The sequence below is a fragment of the Mesorhizobium silamurunense genome, from assembly GCF_014843905.1.
GTDB classification, from domain to species: Bacteria; Pseudomonadota; Alphaproteobacteria; order Rhizobiales; family Rhizobiaceae; genus Mesorhizobium; species Mesorhizobium silamurunense.
In genome coordinates, this window is record NZ_LPVS01000038.1 from 48400 (window position 1) to 64131 (window position 15732).

12 protein-coding genes and 3 pseudogenes are annotated in these 15732 nt (G+C 59.0%); 10 read left to right on the top strand and 5 right to left on the bottom strand.

The genetic code is table 11. From position 1 onward, the window contains the following. The first annotated feature begins 18 nt into the window (after positions 1-18). The 6 genes from AU465_RS10795 to AU465_RS10820 all read left to right on the top strand — a co-directional run bounded on the left by AU465_RS10795 (position 19) and on the right by AU465_RS10820 (position 5626). Positions 19-213 (top strand): 4Fe-4S binding protein, encoded by a 195-nt coding sequence (locus AU465_RS10795; RefSeq protein WP_095492468.1) that lies wholly within the window; start codon positions 19-21, stop codon positions 211-213. A 91-nt stretch (positions 214-304) separates the two neighbouring features. Continuing rightward, the gene (locus tag AU465_RS10800) at positions 305-625 is read left to right on the top strand and encodes a nitrogen fixation protein NifZ (RefSeq protein WP_192246731.1); all 321 of its coding nucleotides are present in this window, start codon (positions 305-307) and stop codon (positions 623-625) included. Beyond that, positions 622-834 carry a putative nitrogen fixation protein NifT gene (nifT, locus tag AU465_RS10805; protein ID WP_192246733.1) on the top strand — a complete coding sequence of 71 codons (213 nt, stop codon included), beginning with the start codon at positions 622-624 and terminating at the stop codon, positions 832-834. The genes AU465_RS10800 and nifT overlap by 4 nt, the downstream gene beginning before the upstream one ends. Positions 835-874: 40 nt before the next feature. Continuing rightward, complete coding sequence (locus tag AU465_RS10810) at positions 875-1777, top strand: SIR2 family NAD-dependent protein deacylase (protein WP_192246735.1); 903 nt, start codon at positions 875-877, stop codon at positions 1775-1777. Positions 1778-1849: 72 nt separating this feature from the next. Beyond that, positions 1850-3679: an ABC transporter ATP-binding protein gene (locus AU465_RS10815; protein ID WP_312891235.1), complete on the top strand. Its 1830-nt coding sequence runs from the start codon at positions 1850-1852 to the stop codon at positions 3677-3679. Between the two features lie 33 nt (positions 3680-3712). Beyond that, positions 3713-5626: an ABC transporter ATP-binding protein gene (locus AU465_RS10820; protein ID WP_192246739.1), complete on the top strand. Its 1914-nt coding sequence runs from the start codon at positions 3713-3715 to the stop codon at positions 5624-5626. A 387-nt stretch (positions 5627-6013) separates the two neighbouring features. Here AU465_RS10820 and AU465_RS10825 read toward each other — a convergent pair whose 3' ends face one another. Both AU465_RS10825 and AU465_RS36425 read right to left on the bottom strand, forming a co-directional pair. After that, the gene (locus AU465_RS10825; protein WP_192246741.1) at positions 6014-6577 is read right to left on the bottom strand and encodes a sugar O-acetyltransferase; all 564 of its coding nucleotides are present in this window, start codon (positions 6575-6577) and stop codon (positions 6014-6016) included. A gap of 304 nt (positions 6578-6881) precedes the next feature. Then, a pseudogene (locus AU465_RS36425) lies at positions 6882-7155 on the bottom strand (hypothetical protein); the annotation flags it as partial. A gap of 155 nt (positions 7156-7310) precedes the next feature. Between AU465_RS36425 and AU465_RS36430 the strand changes: the two are divergent. The 3 genes and pseudogenes from AU465_RS36430 to AU465_RS10835 all read left to right on the top strand — a co-directional run. After that, positions 7311-7510, top strand: a pseudogene (locus AU465_RS36430) (integrase); the annotation flags it as partial. Positions 7511-7742: 232 nt separating this feature from the next. Next, complete coding sequence (locus tag AU465_RS10830; RefSeq protein WP_192178675.1) at positions 7743-7952, top strand: hypothetical protein; 210 nt, start codon at positions 7743-7745, stop codon at positions 7950-7952. Positions 7953-8121: 169 nt separating this feature from the next. Then, positions 8122-8338, top strand: a pseudogene (locus tag AU465_RS10835) (hypothetical protein); the annotation flags it as partial. Between the two features lie 115 nt (positions 8339-8453). On the opposite strand, the gene AU465_RS10840 reads toward AU465_RS10835, so the two are convergent. From AU465_RS10840 to nifA, 3 genes are all read right to left on the bottom strand, one after another. Further along, positions 8454-9482, bottom strand: coding sequence for an LLM class flavin-dependent oxidoreductase (locus AU465_RS10840; RefSeq protein ID WP_192246743.1), 1029 nt, complete (start codon positions 9480-9482; stop codon positions 8454-8456). An 80-nt stretch (positions 9483-9562) separates the two neighbouring features. Continuing rightward, positions 9563-10717 (bottom strand): histidinol-phosphate transaminase, encoded by a 1155-nt coding sequence (gene hisC, locus AU465_RS10845; RefSeq protein ID WP_192246745.1) that lies wholly within the window; start codon positions 10715-10717, stop codon positions 9563-9565. Between the two features lie 234 nt (positions 10718-10951). Then, positions 10952-12763 (bottom strand): nif-specific transcriptional activator NifA, encoded by a 1812-nt coding sequence (gene nifA / locus AU465_RS10850; RefSeq protein ID WP_192246893.1) that lies wholly within the window; start codon positions 12761-12763, stop codon positions 10952-10954. 1373 nt (positions 12764-14136) lie between these two features. Between nifA and AU465_RS10855 the strand changes: the two genes are divergently transcribed. After that, positions 14137-15435: a dicarboxylate/amino acid:cation symporter gene (locus AU465_RS10855; protein ID WP_192246747.1), complete on the top strand. Its 1299-nt coding sequence runs from the start codon at positions 14137-14139 to the stop codon at positions 15433-15435. Positions 15436-15732: the final 297 nt, after the last annotated feature.

Genomic DNA, 15732 nt, shown 5'->3' on the forward strand with positions numbered 1-15732 from the left:
ATCGAACCAGGAGTTAAAATGGCTTTCAAGATCATCGCATCCCAATGCACCCAATGCGGCGCCTGCGAGTTCGAATGTCCCTCCGTCGCGATCAAGTTCAAGGGCGAAAGGTACGTGATCGATCCGGACAAGTGCACCGAATGCAAGGAGGCCTTCGATACCCAGCAATGCGCCTCGGTATGTCCGGTGCCGAAGACTTGCGTTCCTGCCTGAATTCGTAACCGACACGGCCGGGTTCGCCTCCGGAGGGCACCTGGACCTCCTTTGCCGACAACCTGCAGCATCGAGAAAAGAAGGAACGGCCATGTGGCTCGGACGCGAACAGGAGGTCGAAATCCGCAAGCCTCCACGATTTATGCCGGGTGAGCGGGTCCGTGCCACACGCCACATAAAGAATGACGGCACCTATCCTGGCAGGGACATCGGCGAAAACCTCGTGAGGAAGGGCGACGAGGGTTATGTGCGCGATATTGGCACCTTTCTCCAGCAGTTCTTCGTCTATGCGGTCGAATGGGTCGATCGCGGCACGATCGTCGGCATGCGAGCGCGCGAACTTATGAGCCTCGACAAAGTCGAGGTTCCTTGCAGCGCCGAAAACACTGCAAAGCGAGGAGCAGCAAGATGAAAATAATGATCCGCAGGACCGGTGCTGGCTTGTCGGCATATGTGCCCAAGAAGGACCTCGAAGAGCCGATCGTCAAGCTCGAGAACGAAGACTTGTGGGGCGGGGCCGTAACGCTCAGGAACGGGTGGCGGTTCGTCCTGCCCGAGCTTCCACGGGATACGCGTCTGCCGATCACCGTCGAGGCCAGGAAGATTTCCGATCAGGATTGATGTGGGCAAGTTGACAACAGGGCTGCGAGAGGAAGCGAGCATGAAAACGATCCTGACCCCGCGCCACCTCGTCGTCCTCCGCGACAGTTTTGCCGAAAAGCTGCTTGACCTGCTGAATGAAGCGCTCGCGGCCGATGCGGTGATCCCATATCTCGGTCCGGGTCTCCTCAGGCTCAGCTCCGCGAAAAGGCCTGTACCGTATGGCCCGGAAGCCGTCGCCGCGGCGCTCAACGCGCGCGCGCCGGCCCCTTCCAGGATTCGCACCAATATGTGGTCGGTCGCACAGTTCATCGAACAGCGCCGGCATCGCCGGACGCTTCAAGCATGGATGGCCGAGATATTCGCAGCGCCGGCGGCACCGACCGTCCTCCACGCCTGGCTCGCAAAGCTGCCGCTCTCCCTCATCATCGACAGCTGGTACGACGGCGCCATGCGAGCCGCCCTTGCAGAGGCCGGCCGAGTGGACGTCGTCGAGATACAGGGCGTTACGCGGGCGAACGAAATCGGTAACATTTGGACCAAAACCTACGACTTGTCCGGGAACGAACTCGATCCAGGGCCAGTGGCAAAGACGATTCTCTATACGCCTCATGGTAGTGTTAAGCCGGCCGCAAATTTCCTCGTCGCGGATTCCGACTATGTCGAAGTCCTAACCGAAATCGACATCCAGACGCCGATCCCTGACGTGGTGAAGGAACGGCGCATCAACCGTGGTTTCTTCTTCGTCGGCTGCCGCTTCAACGATCAGATGCTGCGCACCTATGCCCGACAGATCATGAAGCGCTCGGAAGGATCACATTTTGCGGTAATCGATGCGGCAACGCTCACCAAAAACGAACGTCGTTTCCTTGCAGAAAACGCAATCACGGTCATTGACATGCCGACAGGTGTAGCCGCGGCTCGGCTCGTCGGAGGAGGCACTGCTGGAGATGGTGGCCATTAAACGTGGCGGTCGCGTTTCATGGTGAGTCGACCCGGCGTGTACAGAAAGCTCAATTCAGTCTGGAACACACCCGTGAGCAATGATGCTATTGGCGGCGCGACGCAGTCTCTGAATTCGGTCCCGCATCTTGAAGCGGCCGGGCGGGACTTGAGCACGTTGCTGCGTATTACCCGGATGAGTTTGCGACACCGGTGGCAGGTCGCCTTCGCCATCGGCTCGACACTGGTAGCGGTAATCCTCCAGTTGCTCATCCCGCAGCTTCTCGGCCGAGCGATCGACCAGAGCCATATAGCTATCGGAGGCGGTGTCACCGGGGCTGCGGCGGAAGGAGCGCTCTGGATTTCGGCTCTCCTGCTGCTCGCCGTCAGCGCCCTGCGAGGCCTCTTCACGATGGTGCAGAACTATTTTGCCGAAGCGGTCGGGCATCACGTCGCGTATGAACTGCGCCTCGCCTGCTACGAGAAGATCCAACGTCTCAGCTTTTCCTTTCACGATCAGGTGCATTCAGGCGATCTGATCACCATAGGCATGCTCGATCTCGAAGGCGTGCGGACGTATTTTTCCACCGCCCTCGTTCGCGCCCTCCACCTCACCATGCTGATTGGAATGGGGGCCTACATGCTGATCTCCACCGATCCGGTGCTCGGTCTTCTCGCGCTCAGCTTCGTACCTTTCGTCGGCTGGCGCTCGTCCGTCACGCAGCTTAGGCTGCGGGCCACCTGGCTCGACCTACAGGAGCGGTTTTCGGTCCTAAGCCGCGTGATGGAGGAAAATCTCGGAGGCATCCGCGTCGTCCGCGCTTTTGCGGCACAGACTTATGAGATGCTGAAGTTCGATCGCGCCTCGAAGAACGCGCTCGACCTCGCCCACGAGCTCGCTGACATCCACGCACCCAACACGTCGGCGATGACCTTGTCCTACTTTTTCGCCATGGGTTTGGTCCTCTGGATCGGTGGCAACAAAGTCATGACCGACGAGATCACCGTCGGAAAGCTCACCACATTCCTGACATTCATGACTATCCTGCAAATGCCCGTGCGCCAGATTGGCCTGATAGTCAATGCATTCGCTCGCGCTTCCACTTGCGGGTCGCGTCTTTTCGGTCTCCTCGACCAAGATATCACAATCAGGGATGCTCCCGACGCCAGACCGCTCGAGATCAGCGAAGGCACTCTGCGCTTCGACAATGTCTCCTTTGCATATCCCAGCACCGAAAACCGCGCGATTGTGAAGAACATCAACTTTGAGGCCCGTAGGGGTGAGACAATCGCGATCGTCGGTCCGCCGGGTTCGGGCAAATCGACGATGGCTCACCTGATCCCCCGCTTTTACGACGTCACCGGGGGCGCCATCACCTTTGACGGGCAGGACATCCGCAAGGTCACCTTAGCAACTCTTCGCAAAGCGGTCGCGGTCGTACAGCAGGACGCATTCCTGTTCACCACCACGATCGAGAACAACGTCGCTTATGGCGATCCCTGGGCGAAAGAACAGCGGATTGAGCACGCTAGCGAATCCGCCCAGCTGCACAACCACATCCTAGGGCTACCAGCAGGCTACGAGACGGTCGTGGGCGAACGCGGCATCTCTCTCTCGGGCGGCCAGCGCCAGCGTCTCACGATTGCGCGCACCATGATGCTGCGCCCATCGGTCGTCGTTTTCGACGACTCGACCGCGGCGATCGATGCCGCCACCGAGCAGCGCATCCGCGCGGCGATACGGCGCTTCGCTAACGAGCGGGTGACAATCATCATCGCCCACCGGCTGAGCTCGCTCATGCACGCCGACCAGATCCTTTTTATTGACAACGGCGAGATCGTCGAGCGTGGCACCCATGAAGAGCTTTTGGCGAAGCGAGAACGATATAAGGCCCTTTACGATCTGCAGATGCGCTCCGAGTGATGACATGATGATCGAGTATGGGAACGGGCGCTGATGGCCCAAGAGGACGGCGACGAACTCGAAGGCGAACGCAATGACGTCCGTGGCGACGGCAAGCGCCCTCCCCGCGCGGTTGTCGGCTCGCACCGTATCGAAGAGGAGATGTTCGGCCGGGCTTTCGACCAGAACGTGATCCGGCGCATTTGGGCCTTCGCGCGTCCCTACAAGGCCGAGCTATTCATCTCGGTTTCCGCATTGCTGATCTTCACGGGCACGCAGCTTCTCATCCCATTGATCATTCGCTGCGCGATCGACCACTGGATGGCTCCGGGAGGCATCGATCACTCCTACCTGCTTGCGGCCGCCGGAGCATTCCTTCTCGCGATTTTGGTCAATTTCGCCGCTGGCTACACGCAGGAAGCCGTGATTGGGAAAACGGCCGAGAATGTCCTCTTCGACATCCGCCGCGCCATGTTCGGCCATCTGCAGAGGGTTTCGCTCTCCTTCATGGACAAGACCGAGGTCGGACGCCTGATGTCCCGCCTGCAAGGCGACGTCAACTCCATACAGGAATTCCTCGCAAACTCATTATTTTCCGTAGGCGATGTTGCGCTTCTCTTCGGCATCGTCTTCGTGATGCTGTGGCTCGACTTCCGCCTCGGCCTCCTGACGCTCTCGGTCTTGTCGATCCTGTTCATCGTCCGCATCTTCTGGCTGCCGCGTGCCCGCGACGCCTTCATGGCTGCGCACGAGACCAATTCGGTCACCAATGGCGCGCTGGCTGAAGCCATTCACGGCGTGCGCACAGTTCAGTCCATGGACCGCCAGCAGGTGAATTTCATTCTCTACGGCGACAAGGCCCGTGCCAATCTCAGGACTCACTTGATTGCTGCCAAATATGCACAGGTCATGGTGCCGATCGTCGATGGGCTCACCGGCCTCGCCATGGCCGTCGTCATCGTGGTCGGCGGCTCCATGATCATGAACGGCCGTATCAATGTGGGCGTATTGGTCGCCTATCTTTTCTACATCCAGCGCTTCTTTGATCCGATCCGCTCGCTCACTCTGCAATATTCGATCATGCAGCGCGCCATGGCCTCCGGCAAGCGCCTGACCGATGTGCTCGACGTCAAGATCGATATCCAGGACAAACCGGATGCCCGGGCGCTTTCGGCCGAAATGAACGGCTCGGTCGAATTCAGGAATGTCACCTTTGGCTACAATCCCAACCATCCGGTGCTGAAAAATGTGTCCTTCCGGGCCAATCCCGGCGAGACGGTCGCCCTGGTCGGGCCGACCGGTTCTGGTAAATCGAGCGCGATGGCCCTCGTCCACCGCTTCTATGATGTTCAGCAGGGCCAAGTGCTAGTCGGCGGACAGGATGTGCGCGATCTCACCCAGGAATCGCTCGGCCGCCAGGTCGCCATGGTGCTGCAGGAGCCGTTCCTGTTCACCGGGACGGTCCTCGAGAACATTCGCTACCATAAGACGGAAGCCACGCGCGACAAGGTGATCGAGGCTGCCAAGGCGGTCGGCGCCCACGACTTCATCATGAGCCTTGCCGACGGCTATGAAGCCCAACTCGGCGAACGGGGCGGCAACCTTTCTCTCGGCCAGCGCCAGCTTATCAGTTTCGCCCGAGCTCTCGTTGCCGACGCCAAGATCCTCGTCCTCGACGAGGCCACCGCCAACATCGACAGCTACACGGAAATGCTGATTCAGAAGGCTCTGAAAAAACTGCTTGCAGGCCGCACTGGCCTCGTCATCGCCCACCGCCTTGCAACGATCCGCGGCGCCGACCGTATCATCGTATTTCAGAATGGCCAGGTCATTGAGACCGGCAACCACGACAACCTGATGGCTATGGGTGGTCTCTATTCCAAACTCTACAATCTTAACTACGCGTCCTTCGACGACATTCCCGAAGAGAAACTCGATACCACCGCAACAGCGGGGTGCCGGACCTGATGTTTGGTCGGCCATTGTCTAGAGTGACCCGTTCCATCCGGTTGAGGCCCACAAGATCGTTATAGATGGCGTGTCTGTCGGCGACACGGAGTCTGCCTCGCCATACATGTCGCGGATGTAGCGATGCGTCTCCGAGCTTATCAGCCTCGACAAGAATGCTGTCCATGCCGACACCGGAGCCATGCGCGATATGTCGGCAAAGGATGGAAAGAACGATGCGCAGCACTTTCCAGGCGGCGCGCGATTAAGGACCTGGCCTTCCTCGAGGGGGTGTAAGACCCGAGATTATGACGTAAGCGGAGCGGCATCCGCCCAACCGGCCGCAATTGCGCGTAATTGACGGGTTGCTTTGCAGCCACTCGGCATAGCGGAGCTTGGCAGCCAAGTTCAACGACTTTGAACCCCTTGCACCCGAGCCGGACTTCCCACGACTGTTGCCCCTGCGGGGACATCTCGAGTGACCACGCTGCCAGCGCCCACGACCGCATCATCGCCAATCGTGACGCCCGGGAGAATGATTGCTCCACCGCCGATCCAGACACGGCTGCCAATGCGGACAGGACGCCCGAGCTGCAGCCCACTCTGCCGCTGCTCAGGATCATGCGGATGATCTGCGGTGTAGATTTGCACGGCAGGCCCAATTGCCGTTCCTTGGCCAATCGTCACCTCTGCCACGTCAAGGATGACGCAGTTGAAATTGAGGAATACGTGGGCTCCGAGGCGGATGTTGAAGCCGTAGTCGCAATAGAAGGGCGGACGGATGACCGCTCCGAGCCCAACCTCTCCTAGCCGCTCGGACAGGAGCGCATGCCACTGCTCGGCGGTTTGGCCCAACGTGTCATTGTACCTCTTCAGCCAAGCCCCGGTGGCCAGCAGGTCAGCTTGGATCTCCGGATCCGCCGCACTATACGGCTCGCCTGCGAGCATCTTCTCTTTTTGACTGCGTATCATGGTTCCTCGTCAGATCGTGTCTCGTGGTGTGGTGTACGAGTGCATGGCGGATTGGCCTCGGGCAACGTTTGTATCTTGGTCTTGCCGCGCCCCGGCTTAAGACCCGGGCGGTAGTCTCGTCGGCGACCAGCTTCGTTCGAGCATCTCCTCGGCCGCGTCCTCTATGCCAAGCCTATGCGTGCAATTTGACTGCGTGGCAATGAGCATTCGTCAAGCCGTCTTACGCTCAACCGATGCCGGTTGGCGGTCGCTTCGCTTTCCATTTTCGCGTCGAGAATTGCCAACTCTTCTCCCAGTGCGGCAATCCAAAGACACCGGCTTCTTGGATCGATTATGATCCGAAAACTACGACCGGTACGTGCTTTCGCTTTGCGCTCTGTTCGGTGAGGCAATGGAGCATCCCCGCCTGTCACCGCGAACCTCGACATGCGCTCGCCGACACCTGGCGATAGCGACGTGATCAGCCATTTCGAACGAGAGAGTTCGAAAGAAACGAAGATTGCAGCCAGCTCAACGCGAATTGAATAGCGCTCGGCGAATCCGAACGGTCTACGACTTTCATTGCGAGCCTCCTGGATGGTTTTTGGCGACTTCACCCTCGCAGAGTGGCGGCCGCTATTCACCCCCATAGGATCTCAACCATCTGCCAGCGGAGGTCCGCAGGCGCGAACGGATGAACCGGGTCGAGGCCGCCGACCATTCCCGGCCGCCGAGCCGGTGACGCGTGATACGCCGCATTGCCGAGGCCGGGCTTGGTCCAACACTCTTTTCCACACACGGCCTGCGCTCCGGATATCTCACCGAGCCGCCCGCTGCGGCATTCCGCTATCTGAAGCGATGCAGAAATCGCAGCACCGCTCCGTGCAACAGGCGTCGCGCTATTACAACGACGCCGAGCGCCAATTAGGCCGCGCCGCGCGGCTGATCGTCTGACTGACCCACGCTCACTGCTCCAAGCCGCGCTGTTCGGCCCAAAACGATCGTTGAGAGCTGCAAGTGGCCACGGAACGCAAAATCGCACTTCCGGTCGGGCGAAGCGGACTTGCTCAGCAGGGATGACGCTGCAAGGATCGAGGCGTGTTGTGGCGCGAACGCAGTACCCATCGCGCACCTTGATCTTAGCCCAGATAGGCTAAACAAATCCTAAACGCGGGAGCGCGCATTGATGGAAACCAGGATCATCGACAGCCGGGACGATTTCGCGCAATGGGCGATCGATCGGGCCAATGCGATCCTGACGGATCAGGGTTCGGAACTCGCCACCGCCGCCCGCAACGGAAGCGAAGCCCAAATCGGTGAGAAAGCACAGGCGCTCGGCCAGGCGATTGTCGATGCACTGCTTGAGGCGTTCGACGGTCTCGCAGGCGACGAATGAGCCACCGGCACGGCTCGCATGACCGGCTGCGCCAGCGGAACCGCGGCATGCACGCCGGCTCACAGATCCACGATCATGAGTTGGGACTGTGCAGGCTCCGGGGAAGCTTTTCCGAGATCTCGAGCCGCCCTTGCGTCTATCGCCACCGTTCGGCGGCCTGGCGTCGCTCGTGGCGCGGCTGGTGAAGCCTGCAGCGTTGGCCGACAGGGTGCGCGGTGAAAACGAAGGCGAGCGTGGTCAAAAATTTTGGCCTCTCGCTGCGCGCCCGCCTCGCCTCAGCCGAGGTTGATGAACGCTATGTTCAGAAGCAGCTTGGCCACACCTCGGCGGAGACACGCAAGTACCAGACACCGACCGTGCCGGTGGATCGGCGATCGGCAAAATGATATCGGAATATCAATCCCGGCATTATACGCAGGGTCGTCCCACAGATTGTACGGGGAATGTCATGGAGCGCTGCGACAACGATTTTGATCTCCAATCAGACAGCAAATTTCATGGTCAGCCGACTTGAGCCATGATTTCGGATTGAATCGTCGTTGCGGTGTACAGGGATGCATCTAGCGGCAGATCCCCAAATGCCAGTTGACAAAGAAGGTAGTTGGCACCTGCCTCTTCCAACTGACCAAGCAGAGCTTTTCGCACAGAAGCTGCCGATCCTACTACGCACAATTCACTCTCGATTGCTGCATCGAAGGTCAGCGGCAGGTTTGGTGGAGTCGGGATGGCATTGAGGTCGTAAAGGAATTTGAAGCTCTTAAGCCATCGTTCGTAAGCAGGTGCCGCGAGCGAATACGCATCTGCTTCAGAAGGCCCAATCACAACCATTCGGAGCAATCCAAGAAATGGTGCTCGCTCGTCCGCCTCAGTTTTGTGCTCTCGACCGGCGCGGAAGGCATCAGTAGTTCTGCGAACAGAAGAGGAAGGTCCCACGCACGCGATATTTGCGCCATTAGCCGCGGCCCAGCTTGCCGGCTCGGGTCGATTGGTGGCGATCCAGGTCGGCGGATGCGGCCGCTGATGAGGTCTTAGCGTCAAAGGAACGCCATTCAATTCAAAATGGCGGCCTTGATAAGACAGCGTGCCGCCTTTCATCGCATTTATAAGGATCTCGCTGGCTTCCGCATACTGGCTTGGCGCCGCGTCCGCACCAATCCCGAAGTAACCCAATTCGGTGGGGAAAGAGCCGCGTCCTATACCGAGTTCGAGCCTGCCACCGCTCAAATGGTCAAGCATACAGACCTCCTCGAACGCACGCAGCGGATGATAAAGGGCAAGTAGCATTACCAACGGACCGACACGAAGGCGCTGGGTGCGCTGGGCGACGCTCGACAAGAACAGATTCGGCGATGGACCTCTGCCATGCGGGGTACAGTGATGCTCTGCCAGATGATATGCATAGAAACCGAGGTGATCGCATGCCTCTGCCAACATCAGGCGATCCGCGTATTGCCGGGCGATATCGCGGCCGTCCTCGTCCAAGTGATCGAAGATGCCGAAGGTCAGGGTTGAAGGAAAGGCGTTTCTCACTCGATTTCTCCAAGTTCAACGCAGGACGTTCTCTTGCTTGCGATGATCAAGCAATTCAAAGATATAGAGGTGTGTAATCGCTAGGATTTTCGCCCGCGTAGCGCGAAAGCAGAACCTGATGCTGCCCAACGTCTGGATCTTGGCATCTTTAAGCTTGCAGAAATATCTCTCGTAGCGGCAAGGAATGCATCCATCTGTTCTTTTGTGCCGATGCTGACGCGGATGTAATCTTCCAAACCTTTATCAGGAAAAAAGGCCACAAGTATCTTTTGCCTTTCCAAGGCTGCCTGCCACCATGAGCCGTCCTGTCCCGCTGGCACACGGGCTAGCACGAAATTTGCGTGGGATGGTGCTACTGAAAATCCAAGTTGCAACAGCGCCAAGGTGACCCGCTGTCGTTCACGCTTGACGTGTTTGTGGTTGTCTGCATAAGCGTCGCGATGAGCAAGGATGCTGATACCAACCGCATGCCCAATCACATTCATGTTGAAGACGTTCTGGATGTTGCGCAGCCTGCCAATAATTTCGGGGTGACCGAAACCGAAACCGACGCGAACGCCGGCGGCGGCATAGCTTTTCGAAAACGTTCTTAAGACCAGAAGGTTCGAATAACGATCGATGAGGCGCAGACCATTGTCAGGTGCAAAGTCGACGTAGGCCTCATCCAGGACGATCAAACGGTCCGATTGTGCTAGGAGGCGTTCGATGTCGACCACCGGAACAAACGTTCCGGTCGGATTGTTCGGATTGGCCAACAGAATGAACTTGGCGTCTTTTGCAGGGCCGAAAAGCAATTGCTCTATCGGCAAGGAATGAGCCTCGTCACATCCGATTTCGAGAAATTGAGCATCCTGCAACATGGCAAGTTTGCGGTTGAACGAAAAACCTGGCGACACCATAGCCACGCTATCGCCCGCGGCAAGGAAAGCTCTGTAAATGAGCCCGAGCAGTTCAGACGATCCGTTACCGGCGATCACCTGATCCTTGGAGACGCCGTAGGCTTTGGAGGCTGCTTCCCTCAAGCTGATGTTGTCGTCTTCTGGATAGAGATACTGTCGTTCTAGGGCCGCAATCGCACTTTGCATTATGAGTGCCGGCAACGGAAATGGGTTCTCATTCGTGTTTAGTTTGACGCAACTTGCATCCGGCGCTGTTGGGTCGGATGGCAGAGCCTCTAACTGTCTCGCCACCTGCGAAAGTGACGAAAGCACACTTTGCAGTTTTGCATCGGACATATTTTTCTCCATTTCAGTCGCGAAGGGCATCCGGCATCAGCTGATGGTCGAGAGAAAATGTGGCCGACAAACCGGCGTCATAGCGCTGCTTCACGCCAGCTTTGTCGGGACGCCGATTGCCGTGAGGCCGGATCGAATTGGCGACGACGCGGGGTCTGCACCGCTCGTCATCGGGCAAAGGCCCGCCAAACCACCAACGCTCGATTTGTCCCAGCTATTCGCCTCAGTCGTCTTTCACAGACGCTTGATCTCGATGCCGTATTTCCTCAACACATAGCCAATCTGGCGCGGCGTCAGTCCAAGCAGGCGTGCCGCCTTTGCCTGCACCCAGCCACATCTTTCCATGGCCGCGGTGACACCCTCGCGATCGATAATCCTCGAACCATTTAACTGGGCTGCGCCGGCAGGCGCTGGCGGTGGCTGCCCAGTGATCGCTGGCGGGACCGCCACGGCGGCAGAACTAGCGGCCGCAGCCGGCGGTGTGGCCGGATTCACTGGCGCCGGCACGATCGGTCCCGGTTTCAGCGCGCTCTTGCCCGATCTGTTCTTCCACAGCGCCGCGGCAAAGCATTGGCCTTGGCAGCAGGAAAAGTCGTTTCTCCCGATTGATGGTCCATCCGCCATGATCGCTGTCCGGTGCACGCAATTTTCGAGCTCGCGAATGTTGCCGGGAAAATCACAGTTCCTCAGTACCTCAATCGCACTCGGATCGAAGGTCAGCGTACGGCCGTTCTCATCATTGAAATTCTTGAGAAACTCAGCCGCGAGGAGCGGAATATCACTGCGCCTTTCGCGTAACGCCGGCACCAGCAAGGGCACCACGCTGATTCGGTAATAGAGGTCGGCGCGGAACTCGTTCCTTGCAACCGCCTCTTCCAGGTTCTTGTTCGTGGCAGCAATCACGCGAACATCGACCTTAATGGTCTGGTTGCCGCCGACGCGCTCGAACTCCTGCTCTTGCAGCACGCGCAGTAATTTTGCCTGGAACGAGGCCGAGATCTCGCCGATCTCGTCCAGGAACAATGTCCCCTTGTCGGCGACCTCAAAGCGCCCCTTGCGCGAATTGAACGCGCTGGTGAAGGCACCCTTCTCATGACCGAACAATTCGGATTCCAGGACTGTCTCAGGCAGCGCCGCGCAATTGACCTTGATGAAGGGCCGCTTGGCGCGCGGCGACAATTCGTGAATGGCCTTGGCGATCAGTTCCTTCCCGGTACCGGATTCGCCTCGCAAAAGAACCGTAATCTTCGCCCCGGCTACCACCGCGACCTTCTCGAGCAGACCGAGCAGCGCCGGACTGTCGCCAATGACTCCCTTGACGTTAACCTTCTTACGCTCCCGCGCATGATGCTTGAGCTCGCCGAACTGCTTTTGCAGCCGCTCCTTCTCCGCCATCGGTTGCTCGCGGTCGCACGCGAATGAGCGATGCGACTTCACTGTCTGTCCCACCAGGTTGGCGATCACCGGTAGCAGACGGAGGTTGTAATCGAGCCAAGATCTTGACCTGTTGTCCAGTACGCGGTCGATGGTCAGCGTGCCCACCACGTTCGCATCGACGCGAATGGGAACGCCGATGAACGACACGGCGTCGGAGGTCCCGAGCACGTCCATGTCGGCGGCACCGAAGGCCGAATGCACCGCTATGTTCTCGGCGACGAGGGGCGTGTCCGCCGTCACAATCTGGTCGATTGCCTTCCGCGGCAGGTACATCCGGCAGCGCTCATCGCAGCTCTCGCTCCAGCCGGCGGTGATGTCCAGTTCGCCATCACCGTCGAAGAGAGAGATGACGCCGTGCCGCATCTGCACAAACGATCGCAGAAGATCGACGACCTTGGCCAACGTGACTTCGAGCCGAGAGGGGGCGGTGAGTGCTTTCGATATTTCGAAGATGCCGGCAAGCGCACGCTCGTGCGACGGCACAATAGCGACCGCGTTGTTCGTCTCGGATTTTGAGTTAGCCCTTTTCGCGTGCTGAAGCGATGTGCAGCATGACGGTGTCTCCCTGGCACTTCGTTCGGATTCGCGAGTATTGTCTGAGTCTAGCATGTCATCCTCCATGTCATCCTCGATCTCGCGCCGCGAAATCAATGCTCGCGGCATTTGCGCCTGCGACGTCGTCGGGCGCGTAAACGCTCTCGGCAAATAGCATTGTCGCCCGAGCCGTCGTTGACCAGGACCAGCGTCTTCTCCCCGCAGGCCGCGGCGTAATCGGCGAGCTGGCCTGCGCGCGGGAGGCCACGCATTGAAGCGCTGCAAGGCGTTGACAGAGATAATGGAGACGCCGACCTCGGTGGCGGCAGACCGGACTTCCGCAGCCGGCATGCCGCTTGCTATAGGATTGCTGAAAAGGCCTTGGTCACGGGCAAGCGCAAAAAAGGTCCGAACATCAAGTCGTGGCGCCGCCATGTAGTTGAATGCAAAGCGAGGCGATACCTGACGCATGGCTTGGCTCTCCTTCGTTGAAGTGTGGCCCCGTTCTAGGCTTCTGCCGGGCGCAACCGCACGTTGATTCAGCAGACCGGAATGAGGGTTGCCAGTCAACCGAGCTTTCTTTCATTTGTGACAGGAAACTCAACGCCCATGATAGAATTCCCTCAGTGCTATCTGTCGTCGAGCAGATAGAAGTCGAACAACACCCATGTCGCCCCAGCGTCTCCGCGGTGTTTGGCGCAATGACCGTGCAGAGGTGTTGCGTGGCTGTGCCGTTCGCCATCACCGTGAAGTGATCGGAAGCGGCATCCGGAGCCGACGACACGGTCGGCTCGCCGGCGTTGCTCGCGACAACCGTCATTGGGTCAATGTGAAGATGTGGACGAGGCGATGTCGCAAAGCTTGTCGCAAGCGCGGCTTCCTTGGCAGTGCCTCGGACTATAAGCATCTCTTGAACCGCACCGTCGCGGTCAGGCCCACCAGAAGCCATCTGTGCCTTTCGACGTCTCCTTTCAAACTGTCGATTGCGGGGACGGCAAGAGCACGCTCGCGTAGAGAATACTACGCTCTGGTGCCGGCAACGCGGCCCGTCCCAAAGACGACAAAACCGAGGGGGCCACCAAGAAGTGTGAGCAAAACCGCACGCCAGAGAGGTCGACCGGCGGCCGATCTGCCAGGGAACATCAAAAGGCGAGCTGCTGTAAGGCGCCGTTGTCACTCCCGTCATGTGCCACCGCATTCTTCAGACCCGACCGCTATGGCGAACCTTAGTGTGGAATTCCGCCCCGAGTGAAGGCAGCCGGTGCGGAAATCCGCACATGGCCACTGGCGCGAGATGACCGAAACCGGGAAAGGGCGTGACTGGCGCAGGTCCTCATTTTGGCACGGCACTTGCGGCCGGCATGGCAGCAGCGTTCGACCGGAGCGCCGCGATGGGAGAAGCCTGGGATGGGAAGAAGAGCCCGGCCCCTATCCGGTTGGGGAGAGAAATGGTGTTAGCTCCACATGTCCGCAGCGCGGGCGCCGCGCCTCGCAAGGCCTTCTACGCCAAGCCTTACGTGCAGGTGCTTGCCGCCATCGCCCTTGGCGTCGCCCTCGGCCATTTCTATCCGGGGATCGGCGAAAGCGTGAAGCCGCTCGGTGATGCCTTCATCAAGCTTGTCAAGATGATCATCGCGCCTGTCATCTTCCTGACAATTGCGACCGGCATCGCCGGCATGAACGATCTCCAGAAGGTTGGCCGAGTTGCCGGCAAGGCGATGGTCTATTTCCTCACCTTCTCGACGCTGGCACTGATCGTGGGCCTTGTCGTCGCCAATGTCGTTCAGCCTGGCGCCGGCCTCAACATCGATCCGGCCTCGCTCGATGTCCAGGCCGTGAATAGCTATGCCGCAAAGGCCCACGAGCAGTCCCTCACCGGCTTCCTGATGAACATCATCCCGCCATCGATCGTCGGTGCCTTTGCGCAAGGCGACATCCTGCAGGTCCTGTTCTTCTCGGTTCTGTTCGGCATCGCCCTGGCCATGGTCGGAGAGACGGGCAAGCCTGTCGTTTCCTTCCTTCAGGCGCTGATCGCCCCCATTTTCAAGCTCGTCAGCCTGCTGATGAAGGCCGCCCCGATCGGCGCTTTCGGCGCCATGGCCTTCACGACCGGCAAATATGGCATCGGGTCGATCGTCAACCTCGCGATGCTGGTCGCGACGTTCTATTTCACCGCCTTCCTCTTCGTGTTCGGCGTTCTCGGCGCAGTCTGTCGTTACAACGGCTTCTCGATCTTTTCTCTCATCCGCTACATCAAGGAAGAGCTGCTGCTTGTGCTCGCAACGTCCTCCTCGGAGGCCGCGCTGCCCTCGCTCATGGAGAAGATGGAGAAGGCCGGCGCCAAGCGTTCGGTCGTGGGTCTCGTCATCCCGACCGGATATTCCTTCAATCTGGACGGCACCAATATCTACATGACGCTGGCGGCCCTCTTCATCGCCCAGGCGACGAACACCGATCTGTCGATTGGCGATCAGGTCCTCCTGCTGCTCGTTGCGATGCTTTCCTCGAAGGGTGCAGCAGGTGTAACAGGTGCGGGATTCATCACGCTGGCCGCTACGCTCGCCGTAGTACCCAGCGTTCCCGTTGCTGGCATGGCGCTGATCCTTGGCGTCGACCGCTTCATGTCCGAATGCCGGGCGCTGACGAATGTCGTCGGCAACGCGGTGGCATCGCTCGTCGTCGCCCGCTGGGAAGGCGAATTGGATCAAGCGCAGATGAAAGCCACCTTCTGCGGTCATCGAGTTTGATGGGCATTAAATCGGCCACGCCCGCCGAGTAAGTCACAGCTTCGCGACCTATTAAGTCGCCGGGCTGGTCACAAGCACCGAACGATCGGCTCGCAGGCTTGAAACAGCACCTCACGGGGCGATGAAATCAGAAGCGCTAAATGCGGTAAGTGCAAAATTAGGGGCTCTCTAAGCAAACGACCTGTACATCGATACGCGCCCGGCTACGCCTGGATTGCTGTTCGTCGCATACGCCGTCGATCATGGAGTATGCGGACATCTTCACTCTGCCGCCCGGAACCTTCGCCGAGACGCGCT

What these genes read in the sequence shown, in the direction of transcription:
- AU465_RS10795 (WP_095492468.1), top strand. Translation starts at nt 19, where the DNA reads ATGGCTTTCAAGATCATCGCATCCCAATGCACCCAATGCGGCGCCTGC.
- AU465_RS10800 (WP_192246731.1), top strand. Translation starts at nt 305, where the DNA reads ATGTGGCTCGGACGCGAACAGGAGGTCGAAATCCGCAAGCCTCCACGA.
- nifT (WP_192246733.1), top strand. Translation starts at nt 622, where the DNA reads ATGAAAATAATGATCCGCAGGACCGGTGCTGGCTTGTCGGCATATGTG.
- AU465_RS10810 (WP_192246735.1), top strand. Translation starts at nt 875, where the DNA reads ATGAAAACGATCCTGACCCCGCGCCACCTCGTCGTCCTCCGCGACAGT.
- AU465_RS10820 (WP_192246739.1), top strand. Translation starts at nt 3,713, where the DNA reads ATGGCCCAAGAGGACGGCGACGAACTCGAAGGCGAACGCAATGACGTC.
- AU465_RS10825 (WP_192246741.1), bottom strand. Translation starts at nt 6,577, where the DNA reads ATGATACGCAGTCAAAAAGAGAAGATGCTCGCAGGCGAGCCGTATAGT.
- AU465_RS10830 (WP_192178675.1), top strand. Translation starts at nt 7,743, where the DNA reads ATGGAAACCAGGATCATCGACAGCCGGGACGATTTCGCGCAATGGGCG.
- hisC (WP_192246745.1), bottom strand. Translation starts at nt 10,717, where the DNA reads ATGTCCGATGCAAAACTGCAAAGTGTGCTTTCGTCACTTTCGCAGGTG.
- nifA (WP_192246893.1), bottom strand. Translation starts at nt 12,763, where the DNA reads ATGCTAGACTCAGACAATACTCGCGAATCCGAACGAAGTGCCAGGGAG.
- AU465_RS10855 (WP_192246747.1), top strand. Translation starts at nt 14,137, where the DNA reads ATGGTGTTAGCTCCACATGTCCGCAGCGCGGGCGCCGCGCCTCGCAAG.